Source organism: Kineococcus arenarius subsp. arenarius (assembly GCF_050871845.1).
Taxonomy (GTDB): domain Bacteria; phylum Actinomycetota; class Actinomycetes; order Actinomycetales; family Kineococcaceae; genus Kineococcus.
Genome location: NZ_JBJLSE010000034.1, coordinates 18973 through 39662, shown reverse-complemented (window position 1 = coordinate 39662; position 20690 = coordinate 18973). Strand labels below are relative to the sequence as shown.

Annotated in this window: 13 protein-coding genes; 6 read left to right on the top strand and 7 right to left on the bottom strand. The window is 75.0% G+C overall.

Annotation, left to right across the window (positions count from 1 at the left end; genetic code table 11):
• Positions 1–72: 72 nt before the first annotated feature.
• From ACRYM0_RS10430 to ACRYM0_RS10420, 3 genes are read right to left on the bottom strand one after another with little or no spacing between them, the layout of a single operon-like run.
• Positions 73–867 (bottom strand): tyrosine-type recombinase/integrase, encoded by a 795-nt coding sequence (locus tag ACRYM0_RS10430; protein ID WP_432504777.1) that lies wholly within the window; start codon positions 865–867, stop codon positions 73–75.
• Positions 864–2207, bottom strand: a complete 1344-nt coding sequence (locus ACRYM0_RS10425; protein ID WP_432504775.1) for an FtsK/SpoIIIE domain-containing protein — start codon at positions 2205–2207, stop codon at positions 864–866. Before ACRYM0_RS10425 ends, ACRYM0_RS10430 begins: the two co-directional genes overlap by 4 nt.
• A gap of 59 nt (positions 2208–2266) precedes the next feature.
• Positions 2267–2821 carry a hypothetical protein gene (locus ACRYM0_RS10420; RefSeq protein WP_432504774.1) on the bottom strand — a complete coding sequence of 185 codons (555 nt, stop codon included), beginning with the start codon at positions 2819–2821 and terminating at the stop codon, positions 2267–2269.
• 643 nt (positions 2822–3464) lie between these two features.
• On the opposite strand from ACRYM0_RS10420, the gene ACRYM0_RS10415 reads away from it, so the two are divergent.
• Positions 3465–5108 carry a cell wall-binding repeat-containing protein gene (locus ACRYM0_RS10415; RefSeq protein ID WP_432504772.1) on the top strand — a complete coding sequence of 548 codons (1644 nt, stop codon included), beginning with the start codon at positions 3465–3467 and terminating at the stop codon, positions 5106–5108.
• 83 nt (positions 5109–5191) lie between these two features.
• Here ACRYM0_RS10415 and ACRYM0_RS10410 read toward each other — a convergent pair whose 3' ends face one another.
• The gene (locus tag ACRYM0_RS10410) at positions 5192–6610 is read right to left on the bottom strand and encodes a glycosyltransferase family 39 protein (RefSeq protein WP_432504770.1); all 1419 of its coding nucleotides are present in this window, start codon (positions 6608–6610) and stop codon (positions 5192–5194) included.
• 72 nt (positions 6611–6682) lie between these two features.
• On the opposite strand from ACRYM0_RS10410, the gene ACRYM0_RS10405 reads away from it, so the two are divergent.
• Positions 6683–8179, top strand: a complete 1497-nt coding sequence (locus tag ACRYM0_RS10405; protein WP_432504768.1) for a DUF2079 domain-containing protein — start codon at positions 6683–6685, stop codon at positions 8177–8179.
• A 3-nt stretch (positions 8180–8182) separates the two neighbouring features.
• On the opposite strand, the gene ACRYM0_RS10400 is transcribed toward ACRYM0_RS10405, so the two are convergent.
• Positions 8183–9208 carry a hypothetical protein gene (locus ACRYM0_RS10400; RefSeq protein WP_432504766.1) on the bottom strand — a complete coding sequence of 342 codons (1026 nt, stop codon included), beginning with the start codon at positions 9206–9208 and terminating at the stop codon, positions 8183–8185.
• 107 nt (positions 9209–9315) lie between these two features.
• Positions 9316–9597 (bottom strand): type II toxin-antitoxin system Phd/YefM family antitoxin, encoded by a 282-nt coding sequence (locus ACRYM0_RS10395; protein ID WP_432504764.1) that lies wholly within the window; start codon positions 9595–9597, stop codon positions 9316–9318.
• A gap of 110 nt (positions 9598–9707) precedes the next feature.
• Here ACRYM0_RS10395 and ACRYM0_RS10390 point away from each other — a divergent pair, with 110 nt between their 5' ends.
• The 4 genes from ACRYM0_RS10390 (at position 9708) to ACRYM0_RS10375 (ending at position 17860) form a co-directional block, all read left to right on the top strand.
• On the top strand, positions 9708–10871 hold the full coding sequence (locus ACRYM0_RS10390) for a heparan-alpha-glucosaminide N-acetyltransferase domain-containing protein (protein WP_432504762.1): 1164 nt from the start codon (positions 9708–9710) through the stop codon (positions 10869–10871).
• A gap of 88 nt (positions 10872–10959) precedes the next feature.
• A complete protein-coding gene (locus ACRYM0_RS10385; RefSeq protein WP_432504760.1) occupies positions 10960–13203 on the top strand; it encodes a S8 family serine peptidase in 2244 nt (747 codons plus the stop codon).
• A gap of 148 nt (positions 13204–13351) precedes the next feature.
• Positions 13352–14860 (top strand): NlpC/P60 family protein, encoded by a 1509-nt coding sequence (locus ACRYM0_RS10380; protein WP_432504758.1) that lies wholly within the window; start codon positions 13352–13354, stop codon positions 14858–14860.
• A 156-nt stretch (positions 14861–15016) separates the two neighbouring features.
• Positions 15017–17860, top strand: coding sequence for a fibronectin type III domain-containing protein (locus tag ACRYM0_RS10375; protein ID WP_432504756.1), 2844 nt, complete (start codon positions 15017–15019; stop codon positions 17858–17860).
• Positions 17861–18010: 150 nt separating this feature from the next.
• On the opposite strand, the gene ACRYM0_RS10370 is transcribed toward ACRYM0_RS10375, so the two are convergent.
• Positions 18011–20389: a putative bifunctional diguanylate cyclase/phosphodiesterase gene (locus ACRYM0_RS10370; RefSeq protein ID WP_432504754.1), complete on the bottom strand. Its 2379-nt coding sequence runs from the start codon at positions 20387–20389 to the stop codon at positions 18011–18013.
• Positions 20390–20690 lie beyond the last annotated feature (301 nt).

The window sequence follows — 20690 nt, the reverse complement described above, 5'->3', positions numbered from 1 at the left end:
CCACCGCCGACGCCGACAGCAGGCCCTCGGGCGGCTGACGCCCATCGAGTACGAGACACTCCTACAAGCCGCTCACGCGGCCTGACCGCCCCTACCCAGGAGAGTCAACCGAACCCGGGGCAGACCCATGCTCTTCTCGGCCATGCCTCCGCGGTGGTTCTGCAGAGCGCGGGGGTTGGCGAAGAGCATGTTGGAGGTTGGCAAGTAGGGTCGGACGTCGTCGAGGTACCACTGCATGATCTCCACGTAGACCGGCGGCAGCGGGACGGTTCGGACCTTCTGGCCTTTGCCCATGACGCGCAGTCGGCGTTTTTCGAGGTCGAGATGGGCGGTCTGCAGGTCGAGGAGTTCTGTGCGGCGGATGCCGGTGTAGCGCAGGGTGGCGAGCAGGGCGTACTCGAACTGATCCCGGCGGGATGCGGTCTCGGCGTGGGCGAGCTTCTTGGCGTGGTCAAAGATGGCGTCGGCCTGGGGCGGGGTGTAGTCGGTGCGTTCGATGGAGACGCGCCGTGGGGGTCGGACGTGATCCAGTGGGCAAGGCCCGGTGTAGCCGGTGTGTTGTAGCCATCGGTAGTAGGCGCGGAGGGCGTAGCACTGCACGCGCAGGGTGGCGGGGGCGATGCCGCGGTCTTCCTGATCGGTGATCCACTGACGGAGCTGCGTCGGAGTGATGTCGCCGGTGATAGCCGAAGCAGGGAGCGCCACGAGCAGTTGGTGCAGGTGGTAGCTGTAAGTGTGGACTGTGCGAGGCAGCAGTCGCTCGAACGTAAGGGCGTGGATGCGGAAGCCTTCGATGGCGTCGGCAACCGAAGTCGGGGCCTCGAAGACGCTGCTGTGCCCGGCGGGTTCGATGGCGTACGCGGTCACGACTGCCCTTCCCTGGAGAGGGATGAAGAGCGCCCCGAAGACGTGCTGGTGTTGTAGACCCGGGCACGGACGACGCCTCCCGTTGCGGTCGTGGCGAGGGCAACGCCGGGAGTAGCGGCGGGGATAGCCGTCGGCGAGACCGGTGCCAGCGCAGCGAGATCCGCGAGGATCGCCTTCACCTGCTCGGCAGTGCTGCAGCGCAGGGCGACCTTGCTGGTAGCGGAGTCACGGACCTGCGAGGGGATCGCGTCCGTCGTGGGCTTCTGAGTGGCGAGCACGGTGGCGATACCCGTGGCGCGTCCCTGGCGCACGAGGGTGGAGACGAGCGCGGTGGCCTCGACCGCGAGGGCCTTGTCTTCCCGATTGGGACTGAGCGCGGTGAAGAGGTCGGCGGCCTCGTCGATGAGCACGACGACGAGCGGCAGGTCTGGGGTGAGTCCGAGGTCGGAGATCTTGTCCGCTCCGTGAGCGCGAAGCAGTCGTTGCCGGTCCTGGTGCAGCTCGGCGAGCTGCTGCAGTAGTTCCACGGCCTCGGCGGGCGTGGTGGCGAGGTCGGTGAGGGTGCCGCAGCGGTGCCACGGGCCGAGGTCGACACCGCCTTTGAGGTCGATCCCGACGAGGCGGGCGTGGGGGTGCCCGTCGAGTTGGTCCAGGAGCGTGGCGATGAGGCTGCTCTTGCCCGACCCCGGGACGCCTCCGATGACGGTGCCGGCCTGGTTCAGCAGCGGCAGCGTCCAGGGGGCGCCGTCCTCAGTGACGCCGACGAGGACGGCGCGCAGGTCGACCGGCACCGGCAGGCCGAGCGGTTCGGGGCGCGGTGTCGGCTCGGCGAGGGTGTCGCGGATGACGAGGGTCAGCAGGACGTGTCCGGGTTCACCGTCAGCGACACGGACGTGCGGGACGCGCCAGATGCCGGCCAGGGTGGCTGCGGCGTGCTGGTAGTCGCTGACCCGCTGTCCGTCGAGCATCCGGACGCAGAGCTGGTAGCCGACGGGCACGGTCATGAGGCCGCGCAGCACCGGTGGGTAGAGGTCGATGACCTCGAAGAGGGAGTCCCGCAGCCGGGCGAGCTTGTCCGTCCACGGGTGAATGCCTTGCCACCACTCGTCGTGGGGAACGTCGGGGTGCACGAGCCCGGCGCTGGTCAGGACCGGCGCCCACTTGGCGATCACCTGGGTGGGGAAGTCGGCGGTGCTGGGGGTGAACGTCTGCCGGGCGGCGGGCGTGAAGCGTCCGGCGCGTACGTCGTGCAGCACGATGAACGCTGCGCAGCAGATCAGGGCGAGCACCAGGGCGACGGCCACTCCCTGCACGGGCCAGAAAAGCAGGGGAAGCGTCACCGGCCAGAAGTGCGCCACGAGGCGGGCGAGGTCGCGAACGGGGCGAGGTAGGCGCTGCATCACAGACCCCGGTCCGCGAGGTCCTCGATGTTCCACTGCAGGATGGTGAGGATCTCCTGCCAATCGAAGGGGCCAGGCTGGGTGCGCGGGTGCAGGTCGCCGTCGGGGAAGGCGGTGGTGAAGGCGACGATGAAGCCGGTCAGCAGCTGGGGCAGGTCGGTGGCGGTGATGGACAGCTCCACGGTGCTGCGCTGGGCGTTGTCGCTCAGGCGGATCAGCCACGTCGAGCCCTGGCCCGCAGCCGCGCCGGCCGGTGCCGTGGTGATGATGAGCTGGCTGCGACGGCGCACGACCGTGCTCGTCCATCCCTGCGACAGGTGCTCCACCTGCAAGGTGCTGGCGAAGTCCACGACGCGCTCGACGGCTTCGTAGTAGGTGCGGTAGTCCGCTTCGTCTGCTGCCGGGACCGTGTGCAGGACGACCAGGTGCGGCAGCAGCGAGCACATCACCTCGTCGACGGGGGCGACGCGGACATGCAGGCTCGCGATGGGCTGAGCCGGGGTGTTCGGGCGGTGCAGGTCGACGGTGTAGTGGGTGATCGCCGTGGTCATCACTGAGAAAAGCTCATTGTCACCTGATCATCCAGCAGACCCCCTGATGCCCCGTGGTGACCACGGTCGGATCGCCTCCGGTGACGACGGCTACTTCATCGACGCCGTCGCCACCATCGGGCCGGGCGCCGGTTCCGATAGGTCGCTGCTCCTCGTCCCCAGCCAGGGCGACCCCAGCGCCGTCATGATTGCCCTGTACACGCCGCCGGCACCGCCTCCGCCACCGTCTCCGGTGGAGAGAGCGCCGTGTCCGAGGCCGTGCTGCGCCAGCTCCCGCAGCCGGTGCGGGCCTCCGGCACCGACCGGTACTGGACCGCCTCGGCCATCACCTCGACGGCCGGTGAGCACGGCGTGCGGACCGACGACGTGGTGTTCGGCAACGGGGAGAACCGCCACCTCGTCGACGCCCTGGCCGCCGCCCCCAGGGTCGGGCCACGCTGCTGGCGGGCAACGGTGACCTGGGGGTCGAGGTCGCGGAGAACTACTCCGACGCCTACCCGCCGGTGCGCACGATCTCCGTCGGTCCCTGGGCTCCAGTGCTCGGGACTCACAAAATCCTGAGAAGCCGGCACGGTCCGTGCCAGGGTGGTGCCGTCGCGTCCCGACGGGGTGCGGCTGCCCCTGTCCCCGCGTCGGACGGACCACCGTGCCCCACCGCACCGCTCCCCGTGCCACCGCCCTCCTGCTCGGCGGGCTCGCCGCCACCACCGCCGTAGTCGTCCTGGGCGCCACCCCGGCGCCGTCGGCTGCCGCGCCGGCCGAGACCCTCACCGCCACCTGCCCCACGGGTCTGCCCATCACCCACCCCGGCTGCGGGCGCACCTACCCCGGCGCCGACGCCGCGAACGGCACCCTGGAACTGCGCGGCCCCGACCGGTGGGCCACCGCCGTCGAGGCCGCCCGCACCGGTTTCCCCGACGCCGACGTCGCCGTCCTCGTCAACGGGGAGGACGCGCACCTCGTGGACGCCCTCACCGCCGCGCCCCTCGCGCGGCGCCTCGCCGCGCCCGTCCTGCTCACCGCCCGCGACGCGCTGCCCCACGTCGTCGCCGAGCACCTGCGCACCCAGGGCATCAGCACCGTCCTCGTCGTCGGTGGTTCCGCCGCCGTCGCCTCCGTCGTCCAGGCGCAGCTCGCCGCCGCCGGCGTCACGGACGTCGGGATCGTGCAGGGGGCGGACCGCTACGCCACCTCCCGCGCCGTCGCCGCCCTGCAGCCCGGCGCCACCCACGCGTGGGTGGCCTCCGGTGAGGACGGTCACCTCGTCGACGCCCTCGCCGCCGGCGGCCCCGCCGCCCGCCTCGCCGAACCCCTCGTCCTGGCCCCCGTCACCGGGAACGTGCAGGCCACCGCCGAGCAGTTGCGCGCCGCCGGGGTCACCTCCACCACCGTCGTCGGCGGCACCACCGCCGTGGGCGACGCGGTCGCCGCGCAGTTCCCCGCCGCCACCCGCGTGCGCGGGGACAGCCGGTGGACCACCGCCGCGGCCGTCGCCACCGACGCCGTGGGCCGCGGCGTCAGCCGCACCGACCTGCTCGTCACCAGCGGCGAGGCCAACCACCTCGTCGACGCGCTCGCCGCCGCACCCCTCGGCCGCGCCACCCTGCTCACCGGTTCCGGCGGCGCCGGCACCGACCTCGTGCGCGCCTGGCTCGCCGCCGGCAGCGACCGCACCACGTTCGTCGGGGCGGCCGCCGCCGACCTGGTCTGCTGGGACGCCACCGCCGCCTGCACCCGCGTCACCTCCACCGACGTCGACGGCGACGGCACCACCGACGACGTCGCCCTCGCCGGCGCGCAGGACGCGGCCACCCGGCAGGTGCGGGTGCGGGTCCGCGGGGACGTCACCACCCTCGACGTCCCCGACGGCGACTACCCGCCCACCGCGAACTGGGTCGGCGCCACCGCCCTGGACGACCGCCCCGGTGCCGAACTCGTCGTCCTCACCGGCGTCGGCGCCCACGCCGAGCAGAACCTGGTGCTCACCTGGCGCGACGGCGTCCTGCGGGCCACGGCCGGCCCCGACGGCAGCGAGGAGTGGTTCGTCGACGCCTCCTTCGCCCTGAACCGGGGCATCACCTGCGAGGAACCCGGCAACATCACGATCCGCACCACCGACTGGGCCGACACCACCGGTGACCAGCTCCTCGGCACCGCGGAGAACTACATCGCCCAGGACGGCGTCTGGACGCCCAGCGGCGCCAGTTCCGCCGAACTCCTCCCCCCCGGGGACGTTCCCGACGCCTACGCCGGGTGGCACTGCCCCGGCCTGTCCCGCTTCGGCAGCTGACCCACCGGCCCGCCGGCCCGCCCACGCGGCGGGCCGGTGGGCCGGGGCAGCAGGTCCAGGGCAGCGGGTTTAGGGCAGCGGGGTCACGGCAGCACGTGCACCACCAGGCGGTCCGCCCGCAGCACCGCACCCTCGCCGCAGCGCGCCACCCACGCCGCCACGTCCGCCCCCGCCATCCGGTCCGCCACCGTCGGGTCCACCACGAGCGCCGCCGCCGAGCAGTCCACGTCCGACCCCAGGTCCGTGCCCAGTGCGACCACCGGCCCCGGCAGCACGCGCTCCAGCGCCGCGGCGTCCCCCCGCACGACCACCACGTCACCCGGCCCCGCCACGCCCCGCTCGCGCAGCAGTTCCGCCGCGAGCCGGTAGTCCGCCGGTCGCGTCACCGCCACCGCCGCCAGGTGCCCGGCCGCCACCACCACCAGCGGCGCGGCGGCCAGCGACGCCACCACCGCCCCCGCGACCGTCCGGCGCCGCAGCAGCCGCGCGAACCCCACCGCGGCCAGCGCGCACAGCGGCGGCACCACCACGTCGTGGTACTGCGGCAGCTTCAGCGGGCTCAGCACCACCGCCGCCGTGAACGCCACCAGCGCCAGCACCACCGGCCGGCCCGCCGCCCGCCGCCACACCGCGACAGCACCCACCGCCGCCACCGACCACAGGGCGGCCGACCCCGGCCACGACAGGTACTGCGCCTGGAACCACCACGGCGACCACCACGGCGGGAACAGGTGCAGCTCACCCGCCACCGACTGCGTCGAACCCCGGTCGGCGTGCTCCCACTGCCACTGCACCACCGTGCGCACCGCGTCCGGCGCGTCCGCGCCGAACGGCAGGTACGTCGCCAGGAACACCAGCCCCGACACCGCCCCGGCCAGCACGGCCCCCACCAGCGTGGGCCGCCACCGCCGCCGGTGCTCCCACAGCAGCGCCAGCACCACGGCTGCGCTCACCGCACCGGTCAGCTTCGACGCCGTCGCCGCCCCCACCGCCACGCCCAGCAGCGCCCACCGCGCCGGCGACAGGCGCTGCGCGACCCGTTGCGCCGCCAGCACCGCGCACGCCGAGAACAGCAGCAGCGGCGGTTCCAGCGTCGCGCGCCGGTCCACGTGCGCGGGCACCACACCCGGCGCCAGCGGCAGCGCGCACCACAGCAGCGCCGCGAGGACCCCCGCCCAGAACCCCGCGCAGCGGCGCGCCACCGCGAACACCACCACCGCCGTCAGCACCCCGCACAGCGCCGCCACCGCCCGGTCCGCCACCAGGGAACCGCCACCCACCACGTGCCCGGCGGCGATCAGCAGCTTCGCCAGCGGCGGGTGCTCCAGGTTCAGGGTGAAGTCGCCGCGCAGGTAGGCGGCCGCGGCGTCCCGGTACGCCAGCTCGTCCCCGTTGGAGGTCTCCACGCCCAGCCGCCAGCAGAACGCGAGCACCGCCACCACCAGCACGGCGAGCAGGGCCGCCGCCCGGCCGGCGCGGGGGAGGGCGGGAGCGGTCGGCACAGTTCCGACACGCTAGACGGCCCCCGCGGCCACCACCCCGCGCGACTCACCGCCGGTACGTTGTCCACCACGATGAGCAGCACCGCGCAGGCCGTCCCGCCCCCCGCCCCGGCCCGCGCCCGGCGCCGCGCCCTGCCGGCCGGGCCCCTCGTCGCCGGGGTCCTCGCCTTCGCCCTGCACGCCTGGCTCGGGCTCGCCCGCTGGAACGCCGGCCGCTCCGGCGCCTTCGACCTCGGCGTCTTCGCGCAGGCCGCGCAGTCCTGGGCCGCCGGGAACCTCCCGTACAGCGACATCCGCGGCCTGCCGCTGCTGGGGGAGCACTTCAGCCCCGTCACCGCCCTCTTCGGCGCCGCCTGGTGGCTCTGGCCCGACCCGCGTTCCCTGATCCTCACGCAGGCCGCGGCCGTGGCGGTGGGCGCCGCCGTCGTGCACGCCACCGCCCGCCGCCACCTCGACGCCCGCGCCGCCGCCGTCGTCACGCTGGTGTTCACCACCTCCTACGGCCTCGTCGGCCTCACCCGCCTCGACGTCCACGAGGTCTGCTTCGCCGTCCCCCTGCTCGCCCTGTCGTGCTCGGCGCTCGCCGACCGGCGGCTGACCGCCGCGATGGCCTGGGCGCTGCCGCTGCTGCTCGTCAAGGAGGACCAGGGGCCCACGGTCGCCGCGGTCGCCGCCGTCGCGTTCCTGCTGGCCCGCGGTCCCGGCCGCGGGCGGGTGCGGCGCCGGGCGGTGGCGGCGGTGCTGCTCGCCCTCGCCGGGACCGCGCTGGCGTTCGCGGCGATCCGGTACGGCAACCCCGACGGCGAGGTGCCGCTGTTCACGCTCCGGTTCGCCGGGGAGGCCGCCGCCGCCGAACCGTGGACGTGGGCGGCCGACGGCGCCCCCCGCGCCCTGCTGGTGCTCACCGTCCTGGCGGCCGGCGGGTTCGTCTGGGTGCGTTCCCCCCTGGCCCTCGTCGCGCTGCCCACCCTGGCCTGGCGGCTGGCCTCCCCCTACGAGAGCTACTGGTCCACCGGGTTCCACTACGACGCGGTGCTCATGCCCGTCGTGGCCCTCGCCCTCGTGGACGTGCTGCGTCGCACCACCCGCCGCCCCGGCCGCGTCCCGGTGCTCCTGCTCGCCGCGGTCGCCGTGGTCGCCCTGACCACCAGCGCCGTGACGTACCGGGCCGCCAACTACGTCGCCAGCCCCCTGGACCCCGGCGCGTGGAGGCCCTCCGCCGCCGCCCAGGACCTGCTGGCCCTGTCCGCGGACCTGCCCGCCGGGTCCCTCGTCGCCGCCGACAACGGCGCCGGGCCCTACCTCGTCGCCCGCCACACCGTGCGCCTGCTGTCCAACCTCGACCCCGTCCGGGCCGAGTGGGTCGTGGTGGACACCCGCATCGACGGCGCCAGCGCCTCCAGCGCCGCCAAGACCGACCTCCTGGCGGAGGCGCGGGCCCTCGGGCTGCCCGTGGTGCAGCACGGCACCGCCGCCGCGGTGCGGATGCCCTGCGCGGGGACGGTGTGGCTGCCCGAACCCGGCGGGAACCCCCCGCTGCCGGCGCCGGTGTGGCGGACCGGCTGCTGAACCTCAGCGGCAGGCGAACGTCTGCGTGCGCGCCATGATCAACGGGTTCCCGTCCGCGTCCGGCACCGGCAGTTCCGTCTGCGGCCAGTACGTCTGCGGGAACGCCAGCCAGCCGTAGGCCCGCTGGAAGGACCCCTCGCGGGCCAGGGACTGCGGGTCGTCCGGGTCCAGGCGCCCACCGAGCCCGGTGAACGCCTCGTACGTCGCCTCCGGGACCTCGGCGGTGCGCGTGGCGGCGGGATCGCTCGGCCAGGTCGCCACGCACGTCCCGTCCCGGGCACCGAAGCCGTGGGTCAGCAACGCCTCGCGCACCGCCCAGTGGTCCGGGTGCTCGTACTCGGCGTAGCGGGCGTCCCCCTCGCAGGGGCGCTCGGTGCAGGTGCCCTCGGCGCCCTGGTTCGCGCCCGCGTCCGGGGCGTCGTTCGCGTACGAGGCGCCGACCACCCGCCGCAGCGGCAGGTCCGGCAACTGCTCCCCGCGCAGGTCCAGCACGGCCTCGACGGCCTCGGCGACACCGTCCACGGTCAGCTCGCCGTCGCCGCCGTCGACGGCGACGCGGGCCCCGTCCCCGGACGCCCACACCCGCGCCGGCCGGCCGGCCACCTGCACCGTGGACACCGGCACCCCCGCCAGCACCGGCAGGTGCGGGTCGGTCTCGGCGGCGGCGTCCAGGAAGGCGTTCCAGCTCGCGGTGCGTGCCTGCTTGCACGAGTCGGTGCCCGGACCCTGCGGCGGGGGAGCGGGGGCGGTCTCACCCCACGCGCCCTGGGTGCTGCGCGCCGCATCGGCGGGTGCGCAGTTCACGGTCGCCTCGCCCAGCGTCAGCGTCACGAAGACCGTGTAGGCGCCCGGCTCCTCCGCGATCAGGGACCACGCCTCCAGCTCGTCGTCCGGGTGCGGCGCCACCACGAGGTCCAGCGCCTCTGCGGTCGCCGCCGGGGGCGGCTCCGTCGCGGCGGGGGTGCACCCGGCTGCGGGCGCCGCGAGGAGCGCGGCAGCGGCCCCCAGGGCGATCGCTCTCCGCGGCACCTCGGCATCATGTCACCGTGCGTGACCCGGCCGTCGACGGTGCCGATGTCCATGGGCAGGGTGGTCAGGGGGCGTGTTCTCCCGGCGCGCTCCCGGTGTGCACGTACCTACCCGTGTTGTCCGAAGGGATCGCCGACGTCGTGGTCGACGTGTTCGTCGAGGCAGGCGCGGAGGCGACCGGCGAGGCCGGGACGCAGGTGGGACAGGGCGCCGACGACCTCTCCGACGGGCACCCAGGTCCCCGGGCCGGCCGGTTGCGGCGGGCCGTAGGGGCTGATGGTGGCCACGGGACGCCCCTCGCTGGTCACGGTGAAGGTCTCGCCGGCCTGCACCTCGCGCATGATCTGCGCGCAGTGGTCGCGGACGTCGCGCACCGGCACGATCTTCACGTGAAGGAGCGTAGTGCGACCCGCTACGGCCTGCTCCGCGTCTCGGCGTCGTCGGTCCGGACGTGGATCGGTCGCGCCCGGCCACCCGCGCAGGCTGGCACAGTGGCCGGGTGAGCGGACCGGTCCAGCAGAGCGCGCCCACGGCGCAGCGCCCCGCGGGACCGCAGCGGCGGGTCACCAGCCTCGACGTGGTGCGCGGGCTGATGCTCGTCGTCAGCGTCTCGGTGAACTCCCTGCTGCTCACCCCCGCGTGGTTCGACCACGCCGAGTGGGCCGGCGTGAACGGCCTCGACCTCGTCTTCCCCGTGTTCGTCGCGCTCACCGGCTGCGGGCTCGGGTTCGCGATGCACCGTCGCACCGACGTGCGCGGCCTCGCCCGCCGCGTCCTCGTGCTCGTCGCCGTCGGGCTGCTCTACAACGCCGTCGTGGGCGCCTCCTGGGAGTGGGCCACCTGGCGGTTCACCGGCGTGCTCCAGCTGTACGCCGGGGTCGTCGTCGTCATCGCGCTGGGGCACCTGCTCACCCGCACCGCCCGCGGCTGGCTTCTGGTCACCGTCGTCCTGGCGCTCGCCCACACCGCCGTGCTCGCCGCCCACGGCACCACCTGCCCCGGCGGTGAGCTCACGCGCGAGTGCAACCCCTCCGGCGTCGTGGACACCGCCGTCTTCGGCGCCGCGCACGTCTACTGGCAGGGGGCCGCCGGTCACGACCCCGAAGGGCTCGTGGCGGTCCTGGGCGCGTGCGTGTCCGCCGCCGCCGGCGCCTGCGTCGGGCACCTGCTCCTCGCCGTCCGCGCCCGCGGCGGCGGCCCCCGCCGCGCCGCCGGGCCCGTCCTCGCGGTCTGCGCCGCGTTCGCCGTCCTCGCCTGGCTCACCGCCACCGTGCCCGGCCTGGTCGCCGGGGTGGACGTGCCCGCGATGAAGCGGCTGTGGACCGCGCCGTTCGCGCTCGCCGTCACCGCCGGCACGGGCCTCGCCCTGCTGGCCGGGCACCTGCTGCTGGACTCCGCGCGCACCCCCGCCGCGCTGCGCCGCGCCGTCTGGCCGCTGGAGGCGCTCGGCCGCAACAGCCTGCTCGTCTACTTCGGCTCCCACGTCGTGATGTCGCTGCTCGTGCACGACGTCGACGCCGACGGGCGCACCCTCGCCCAGCGGATCGCCGGTGCCGTCGCCGTGGGCGGGCACGAGCAGGTCGGCTTCACCGTCCTGGTGCTCGCCGCGTGGACCGCGCTGGCCGCGGTGCTGCACCACCGGCGCGTCTACCTGCGTCCCTGACGCCACCGCCGGCGGCCCCGGACGCGCTGTGACGAGGCTCACCGCCCAGCGCCCTCAAGGTCCACGCCACCGTGCCGACAGCGTTGCCGTGACGCGTCGACGCCCGGCCTCCCGCACCCTGGCCCGCGCGGTCGCGGTCTCCCTGGTGCTGACCGGTGCCGGCGCAGCCACCGCGCCCGCCCACGCCCGCACCACCGGCGACCTCGCCGCCCTGCCCGCACCGGTGCGGGCCGAGATGAGCGCCTCGCAGGAAGCCGCCTTCGGGGAGCTGACCACCGGCACCGGCACCGGTCCCCGGGTCGAGGTGTCGATCGCGACGAGCGCGGGCCCCCGCGCCGTGACGGTGAGCGCGAGCGACGCCGCCGGGGCCGCCGGGGTGATCGGCCTGCTCGGCGGGCTCGACACCGTGCTCGCCGCCGGGCCGGCGCAGACCGCCCGCATCGCCGACGCAGCCCCCGCGGCCTTCAGCCTCAGCACGGACTACACCCCGCACCAGTGGGGGCCGCAGCGCATCCGCGCGCCGCGCTCCGCCGCGCAGCCCGGCGCCGGCGACGTCGTCGTGGCCGTCCTCGACACCGGGGTCGCCGAGCACCCCGACCTGCCGAACGTCCTGCCCGGGCGGAACTTCACCACCGACCCCGGCACCGAGCGCGCCGACGGCAACGGGCACGGCACCCACGTCGCCGGCACCATCGCCGCCACCGTCGGCAACGGCGGGGTCGACGGCGTGGCCGACGGCGTCCGCATCCTCCCGCTGAAGGTGCTCTCGGACTCCGGCGAGGGCTCCACGAGCGCCGTCGCCGACGCCATCACCCACGCCGCCAACGCCGGCGCCGACGTCGTCAACCTCAGCCTCACCTCCACCAGCCCCAGCGTCGCCGTGCAGCAGGCCACGCAGTACGCGCGCAGCAAGGGGGTCGTCGTCGTCGCCGCCGCCGGGAACTCCGGCGCCACCGGCAACCCCGTGCTGTTCCCCGCCGCCGACCCCGGCGTCATCGCCGTGGCGGCGAGCACCCGCACCGACCAGCGGGCCGGTTTCTCCCAGCACGGCGCGCAGATCGACCTCGCGGCCCCCGGCGACGACATCGCCTCCACCTACAGCGGGGGCGCCGGCTACGCGGCCATGAGCGGCACCTCGATGGCGGCCCCGCACGTGGCCGCGGTCGCCGCCCTGGTCGAGGCGGTGCACGGCTCCTTCACCCCCGACCAGGTCGAGGCGGTCCTCCTGGACTCCGCGGAGGACCTCGGCACCCCGGGCCGCGACGACGAGTTCGGCCGCGGCCTCGTGCGCGCCGACCGGGCCGTCCAGCTGGCCGCGGACCGCGCCGGGGTGGGCCTCACGACGCCGGGAACCTCCCCGACGGCGACCAGCACCCCCACCGCGACCGCCACGGCGGTCCCCACCGCGACACCGACGGTCGTCGCCACGCCCACCCCGACGGCGACCACCACCCCCACGCGCGCCCCCGCGCCCGTCACGGCGCCCACGACCGCCCCGACCGCACCACCCAGGACCACGGCGCCCACCACGGCGCCCACCACGGCGCCCACCACGACTCCCACCCGCACCACGACGCGGAGACCGACCACCGCGCCCACGCGCACCGCCACCCCGCAGGTCCCGGGTTCCCCGGTCCGCAACGCGGACGGTTCCACCACCTACACCGGCGCGGGCGGCCGCAGCGCGGTGGTCCGCGGTGCCATCCAGGGCGCCTACGACGCCGCCGGCGCCGCCGGTTCGGCGATCGGCCTGCCCGACGGCGACGAGTTCGCCGTCCGCGACGGCGGACGGGTGCAGCGCTTCGAGCGCGGCCTCGTCTACTGGACCCCCCGCACGGGCGCGCACGTCGTCCGCGGTGCGGTGCGGGACCGCTACGCCGCCGGGGGCTGGGAGAACTCCTCGCTGGGGTACCCCACCAGCGGTGAGATCCCCCTGCGCGACGGGGGCGTGGTGCAGCGGTTCGAAGGCGGCCTCGTCTACTGGACGGCGGTCACCGGTGCGCAGGAGGTCGTAGGCGCCGTCCGCGACCGCTACGCCGCGCTGGGCTGGGAGGGTTCCGTGCTCGGGTACCCGACGAGCGAGGAGATCCCCCTGCGCGGCGCCGGCGTGGTGCAGCGGTTCCAGGGTGGCCTCGTCTACTGGACGCCCGCGCTCGGTGCCCACGAGGTCCACGGCGCCTTCGCCGATTTCTACGCCGGGCAGGGCTGGGGACGCGGCGGCCTCGGCTACCCCCGCACGGGGGAGTACCCGGTGCCCGGCGGGGTGCGGCAGGACTACCAGGGCGGCTCCCTGGTGTGGGACGCCGCCCGCGGGAGGGTCACCCGGTCCTGACCCGCGGCGCCCCGGTCCGGGAAGTCGTCCTCCCGCTCAGGGGAAGCGTGCCGCGTGACGATGGACGGAACGATCCCTGCCGTGTTCCGGCGGTGCCGGGATCCAGTGCTCAGCAGCAGCAGCAGGAGGAGGACGGACAGTGCGGATCGTGCCCGGACGCTGGACCAGCCGCGTCGCGCTGACCGTGGCCGGCGCCCTCTCCGTCGGCCTGCTCGGCGCGGTGGCCCCCGCGAGCACCGGCCTGCCCACCCCCGCGCACGCCGCGACCTGCACCCCCTCCGGTGACATCGGCGCCCGCTGGCGCGCGACGGGCGCCGAACGCTCCGTCGCGGGCGCGTGCGTCAGCGGGGAGTTCGGCGTCGGCCGCGGCGGCCGGGCTCAGGTCTTCCAGGGCGCCACGTTCTACTGGTCGCCCGCCACGGGGGCGCACCCGGTGTTCGGTGCGATCCGTGAGGAGTGGGCCCGCATCGGCTGGGAGAACGGCCCCCTCGGCTTCCCCACCACCGAGGAGTACGCCGTCCGCGACAGCGGCCGCGTGCAGCGGTTCGAGGGTGGGCTGGTCCTGTGGACGCCCGCGCTGGGCGCCCACGAGGTCCGCGGTGCCATCGGCGGCCGGTACGCCGCGCAGGGCTGGGAGAACGGGCCCCTCGGGTTCCCCGTCACGGGTGAGATCGCACTGGCCACCGACGGCGGCCGGTTGCAGGACTTCCAGGGCGGGGCGGTCTACTGGGTCGAGGGCATCGGCGCGAAGGTCGTGCGCGGCGCCATCCAGGCGGCGTGGGGGCAGCACGGCTGGGAGGCCGGCGCGCTGGGTTACCCCGTCACCGACGAGCACGACGTGCCCGGTGGCAAGCGCAGCGACTTCCAGCGCGGCCACATCACCTGGGACGCCACCACCGGCGCCACCGAGGTGACCATCACCGACGACACCGGCCCGTGGCTGCGGCCCACCTCCTGGCACCCGGCGGTGCCCTCCTGCCGCCCGATCGAGGTCGGCTACAACGGCTCGCGCGTGAAACTGGTGCAGCGTCGCCTCGGCCTGCCCGCGTCCGAGGTCGAGTGGAACAAGGGCACCACCACCACCGCGGTCCGCGACTTCCAGAGATCCGCTCGCCTGCCCGTCACCGGCGTCGTCGACCGCACCACGTGGGAACGCCTCGGCATCCCCGAGGACTTCTGCATGGACGGCTGGCAGCACCCGATCGAGGTCGCGCCCAACGCCGTCGCCGCCCAGCGCGCCGAGAAGATGATCGAGGTCGCCCACCGGTACCTCGGCACCGAGTACGTGTGGGGCGGCGCCGGGCCCGTCGGCTACGGCACCGACTGCTCCGGCCTGGTGCTGCAATCCTTGCTCGCCGCCGGCCTGTCGCCGCGGCCGGTCACCGTGGACAAGCACCCGCTGGTGGACTACCGCACCTCCGCCGAGCTGTACGCGCACGGCGGGCTGCGCCACCTGCCGCTGGCGCAGGCGCAGCGCGGCGACCTCGTCTTCTACACCTCCGACTCCACCGGCCGGATCGTGCACGTCGCCATCGCCCTGGGTGGCGGGAAGATGATCGAGTCGCCCAACCAGCGCGGCGTCGTGCGCGTCGTGGACATCACCACCGAGCGCGGCGCCGAGACGGTGGCCCCCACGGTGGTGCGCCCCTTCAACTGAGGCTCCTCCGGCGGGGTTCCACCCCGGGGGTGCCCGGCGCCGTGGCGACTGGCCCGATCGAGTGTTCCTACGTGTGAGTTCGCTCCTCCTCCTGAAGAACGGGCCGCGAGCGGTCGACGGACGGACAGGTCCGCCCTGCCGCCCGAGGAGAACCGCATGTCCCGCACTGCCCGCACGTGGGCGTGGCTGCTCGCCGTCGCTCCCGCCCTGGCGCTGGTGACCCCGGCGTCCGCCGCCACGAGCACGGGGGAGTACCTCTCCGCTGAGGTCGTCCAGGTCGCCACCGACACCGGGCTCGGTGAGCACGCCGAAGGAGCCCGTCCCGAGGACGGGCACGAGCACGAGGACGAGATCGCCACCTTCCTCGACACCGGCGACGGAGAGCTCAAGAGCGTCGACCACCCGCGCATCGAGGCCCTGCCCAGCGGCACCGACGTGGTCGTCCGCGTCGCCGACGCCGACGCCGAGGACCTCGACGTCCTCAGCGTCAGCCACGTCGCCGCCGCGAGCGACGCCCCGGCGCCGGGGACCGTGGCCAGCGCCACCACCCCGCACACCGTGCGCATCGCCATGGCCATCCCCGCGGGCGTCACCCAGGACGCCGCGCCCTTCACCGTGCAGCAGGTCGAGAACTCGCTCGCTCAGGCGTCCGCCTACTGGAGCCTCCAGACCGGCGGTGCGATCACCTTCACGGTCGCCGCCTCCGTCGTGCCGTGGTACCAGTCGCAGTACGGCTGCGACAAGTTCCAGAGCATGTGGGGGGAGGCCGCCGAGAAGGCCGGCTTCACGCGCGGCGCACGCGAGCACCTCGTCGTGGTCGTCCCCTCCAACGCGCACAGGGCAGGAGGGTGCAGCTACGGCCTAGGCACGGTCGGCGCCGACGTCGACTCGACCGGCGAGCTGTACGTCACGGACCTCGAGTCGTCGCTGTGGGCCCACGAGCTCGGGCACAACATCGGCCTCGGCCACGCCAACGCCGTCTACCACCCCACCCTGAGCGACATCGCCTACAGCGGCGGGTACAGCGGAGCTCGGTGGGTCTCCTACGGCGACCTGTTCGACGTGATGTCCTACTCCGGTCCCACCATCGGTCGCGGCAACCTCGGGGTCGCCGGCCAGGACGACCTCGGCATCCAGCCCGGCGGCATCCAGACCGTCACCGAGTCCGGCACCCACACCCTCAAGGCCCTGCCCGTGGCCCCCGGTGGCACCCACGGCCTGGAGGTCGTCGACGGCGGCGTCAGCTACTACGTCGAACTGCGCGGTGACAGCACGGGCGACAACCTCGCGGCCTCGGACTGGCGTCGGCCCGTCAAGGGCGTCCGCGTCACCAAGCGCGACCTGAGCGACGGCGGTTCCGTCGTGCTCGACGGCAGCCCCACCGGAAACCTCGACGACTTCGACTGGACCGTCCCGGCCGGGAAGACGTTGACCTCCGCCAGCGGCCGGCTGCGCGTCACGACCCTCTCGAACGACGGCGCCGCCGCGACCGTGCAGATCACCATCGGTGCGGTGGCCCCGGCCGCGCCCACCGGCGTCACCGCCACCTCCACCGGCAGCGGTGCCGCCACGGTCAGCTGGACCCCCGGCGCCGCGAACGGCGGAACCGTCACCGAGTACACCGTCACGCCCTACGTCGACGGCGCACCCCTCACTGACAAGGCGCAGACCGTCACCGCGCCGAGCACGACCGTGAACTTCACCGGCCTGGACGACGGAACCACCTACACCTTCACCGTCAAGGCGAAGAACGAAGCCGGGTACGGCGCCGAATCCGCCGCATCCTCGCCCCTCCTCGTCGCCGGCGTCCCCGCCGCGCCGACCGGGGTGACCGCCACGCTCGACGGTCCTGTCGCGACCGTCGCGTGGCGAGCTCCCTCGGGCAACGGGTCCGCCGTCACCGGGTACACGGTCACCCCCGCCAAGGGCGGTGTCGCCCAGCCGGCGAGGACCGTGACCGGCACGTCCGCCGAGTTCACCCTCGCCGAGGGGGCGCCCTACACGTTCACGGTCCGGGCCACGAACACCAAGGGCACCGGCTCCGCCAGTGCCCCCAGCGATCCCGTCGCCTACACGGCGCCGGTCACCACGCCGGTCACCACGCCGGTCACCACGCCTGTCGTCACGCCGGCGCCGGTACCCGTCGCCACTCCCACGACGGTTCCGACCCCGGTCACATCCCCGACCACCGAGCCGACGGCCACTCCGAAGCCGACGGCCACTCGCACGCCGACGCCCACCCGCACGCCGACGCCCACCTCGACGCCCAAGCCCACCCCGACCCCCGTGCCCGGCACGCCGGTGCGGAACGCGGACGGTTCCACCACGTACAGCGGCGTGGGTGGCCGCTCCGCCGTCGTCAAGGGGGCCATCCAGGGCGCCTACGACGCGACCGGTGCCGCTGCCGGCCGCATCGGCCTGCCCGACGGGGAGGAGTTCCCCGTCCGCGACGGCGGGCGCGTGCAGCGCTTCGAGAACGGCCTCATCTACTGGACGCCCGCCACCGGGGCGCACGTCGTCACCGGTGCGGTGCAGCAGCTGTACGCCGGCGGGGGCTGGGAGAACTCCGGCCTGGGGTACCCGACCAGCGGGGAGATCCGCATCAAGGACGCCGGTGTGGTGCAGCGCTTCCAGGGCGGGCTCGTGTACTGGACGGCCGGGACGGGCGCGCACGAGGTGAAGGGCGCCATCGGCGGCCGGTACGCCGCCCTCGGCTGGGAGAACTCCGGCCTGGGGTACCCGACCAGCGGGGAGATCCCCATCAGGGACGGCGGCGTCGTCCAGCGGTACCAGGACGGGCTCGTGTACTGGACGGCCGGGACGGGCGCGCACGAGGTGAAGGGCGCCATCGGTGACCGCTACGCCGCCCTCGGCTGGGAGAACTCCCGCCTCGGCTACCCCGTCAGCGCCGAGTACGCCGTGCCCGGCGGGGTGCGCCAGGACTACCAGCGCGGCTCCATGGCCTACGGGTGGACGACCCGGCAGGTCACCGTCTCCTGACCCGACCCGCGGCGAGCAGCATCGGAGGCCCTCCGCCTCGACCACGGGACAGGTCCGCGGCGCTCCGGCCGTGCTCACGACGGGCCTCGGCGACCTGGGCGCCGAGCGTCGTGAGCACTGACGTCGTCGGGTGGAGTGTCCTGGACCTCTTCACGTGGAAGGACCTCGCACGAAGAGCGTCCCGGGGTGCCTGCGAGCTCTCTGCAACGGGAAGGGGGAGAGGTTCGTCGCCGGGTGGGCGGGCGCCGTCCCGCGCCCCTCCAGCCACCCGATCACCTCGTGCGCCGGCATGGGCCGCGCGTGGTGGTACCCCTGCGTCTCGTCCACCCCGAACGCCTTGAGGCGTTCCAGGGTGGTGGCGTCCTCCACGCCCTCCACGAGCAGGCGCAGCCCGAGGCTGTGTGCGAGGTCGGCGGTGCTGGCGATGATCGCCGCGGTGCGCGGGTCGCTGCCCAGGCGGGAGGTGAAGGAGCGGTCCAGCTTCAGCTCCACGGCCGGCAGGTCCTGCAGGTACGCCAGGCTGGAGTACCCGGTGCCGTAGTCGTCGATGCTGACGGCCACGCCCAGGCCGATGAGCTCCTCGATCGTGGCGCGGCTGCGCTGCGGGTCCAGCATCAGCGTCGTCTCGGTGATCTCCAGCACCAGCGCCGCGGGGTCCAGGCCGGTGCCGGTCAGCGCGTCGTCCACGAGGGGGCGCAGGGCCGGGCCGACCAGGGAGCCGGCGGCCAGGTTCACCGCGATGCGCAGCCGGTGCCCGGTGGCGTGCCAGCCGGCGGCTTCGCGCACCGCCTGGTGCAGCACCGCGGTGGTCAGCTGCTCCATCAGCCCGTGGTCCTCGGCGACCTCCAGGAACGCGGCCGGGGCCAGCAAACCGCGGTGCGGGTGCTGCCAGCGCACCAGGGCCTCCATGCCGACGGCGGCGCCGGTGCGCAGGTCGACCTGCGGCTGGTAGTGGACGGTCAGCTCCCCGGCGTCGATGCCGACCCGCAGCTCATGCGCCAGCCGCAACCGGTCCCGGTCGGCGCGGTCCGCAGCGCAGTCGTACACCGCGACGCGGTCCTCGCGGCCCTGCGCGGTGTGCACGGCCACCCCCGCCCGGCGCATCAGTTCCACCCACTCCCGCGACGCCCACGCGCCCGCCGTCCCGTCGTCGGCGGCCGTCCGCACCACCTGCGCGAACGGCCACGTCGCGATGCCGAGGTGCGAACCCACGTGCACCGGGTGCCCCGCGAGGGTGAAGGGCGCGGCGAGCACGGCCCGCACCGCCTCCGCCCGCTCCCGGGCCTCCTGCTCCCCGGAGCCGGGCAGGAGCAGGCAGAAGTCGTCCCCACCCACGCGCACCACCACCGCCCCCGCGGGCGCGTGGCGCAGCAGGCGCGTGGCGACCTGGCGCAGCAGGTCGTTGCCGTGGTCGTGACCGAAGTGCTCGTTGACGTCCTGGAAGCGGTGCAGGTCGACGACCAGCACCGCCAGCCGCTGCCGCCCACCACCGCCGGTCGCCTCCAGGTGCTGCAGCAGGGTGCGCGGCGTGCCCAGGCCGGTCAGGGGGTCGGTGAGCGCCAGCCGGTGACGGTCCGCCAGGTCCATCACCTGCCGCGCCACCACGACGAGGTTCACCGCCACCCCCACCAGGACGATCCCGGCCAGGTGCACCGCCACCGGCGGCAGGGGCAGGTGGCGGTCCCACAGCAGCACCCCGGTGGCCGCGGCCAGGGCGACGGCCGGGCTGACGAGCACCGGCCGGCGGGTGACGACCTTCTCCTCCCACAGCACCGGCGGCAGCCACGCCACCACCGCCGAGACCAGCAGCGCCACCAGGGCGAACGCGTCGATCCCCCCCTGGACGGCGGACGCCCGCAGGGCGCCGCCGTCCCGCACGACCCGCAGCACGTCGGAGGCCAGCAGCGAGGCGAACGCGGCGACCGTCCACGCCAGGCGGCGGTCGCGGCGCCAGCCCACCTGCACGCCGTGGACGACGGCGGCGACCACGAGCAGCAGGTCCAGCAGCGGCCGCCCGGCCACCGCGTTCGCGGCTGCCGTCCCGAAACCCGCCCGCTGGCCCAGCCACGGCGCCAGGGTCGCCGCGCTGAGCGTCGCGCACGTCAGGACGGTGAACAGCGCCGTCGCCCACGCGCCCGGCACCGGGTGCTGCTGCCGCTCGCGCAACCACCGCACCTGAGCGGCGTACAGCAGCAGGTAGCTCGCCAGCGCACCCAGCGCCAGCACCGGGTGCGCGTCCGCCGCCCGGAACCGCACCGCCGGGACGCCCCGGCTGGACCACAGCAGCGCCACGTTCGCCACCGCGGGCAGGCTCGCGCCCGCGGCGAACAGCACCCACACGGTCCGTTCGGCGCGCACCCGCACCGCCCGCAGCACCAGCGCACCGACCGCGACCACGGCCAGCACGCTCTGCACCAGCGTCACCGACCCGCCCGCGCTCAGGGCGAGGGCTCCCACCGCGCACACCGCGACCACGCCCAGCGCGAGCAGCGTCGACCAGCGGGCGCGTGCAGACGATCGCAGAGTCACGGTCCTCCTGAGCGGCGTGCGGTGCTCGCCCGCACTCCTCGTCGGTCTGCACGCGCACACCCGTGGCCGGCACCGCCGGGCGCCTCGATCGGCCCTCACGCGGTCCCCCCGCCGGCGCTCCCCGGGCGTCGGCCCCGCGTGCACCGCGGGATCACCGACGGAACTCGACCGGGGCGACGCTGCGACACGACGACACTACCGAATCCTCACCCGGCGTGATGGGTGTTCGTGACAGAGAGTGTGCAGTCCCGGGGATCACCGGTACGGCTCAGCCGCGGCACGGCTGCGTCACGGCGGCACG

Excerpts from the sequence above, each read along its gene's own strand:
- ACRYM0_RS10405 (WP_432504768.1), top strand. The coding sequence starts at position 6,683 with ATGAGCAGCACCGCGCAGGCCGTCCCGCCCCCCGCCCCGGCCCGCGCC.
- ACRYM0_RS10375 (WP_432504756.1), top strand. The coding sequence starts at position 15,017 with ATGTCCCGCACTGCCCGCACGTGGGCGTGGCTGCTCGCCGTCGCTCCC.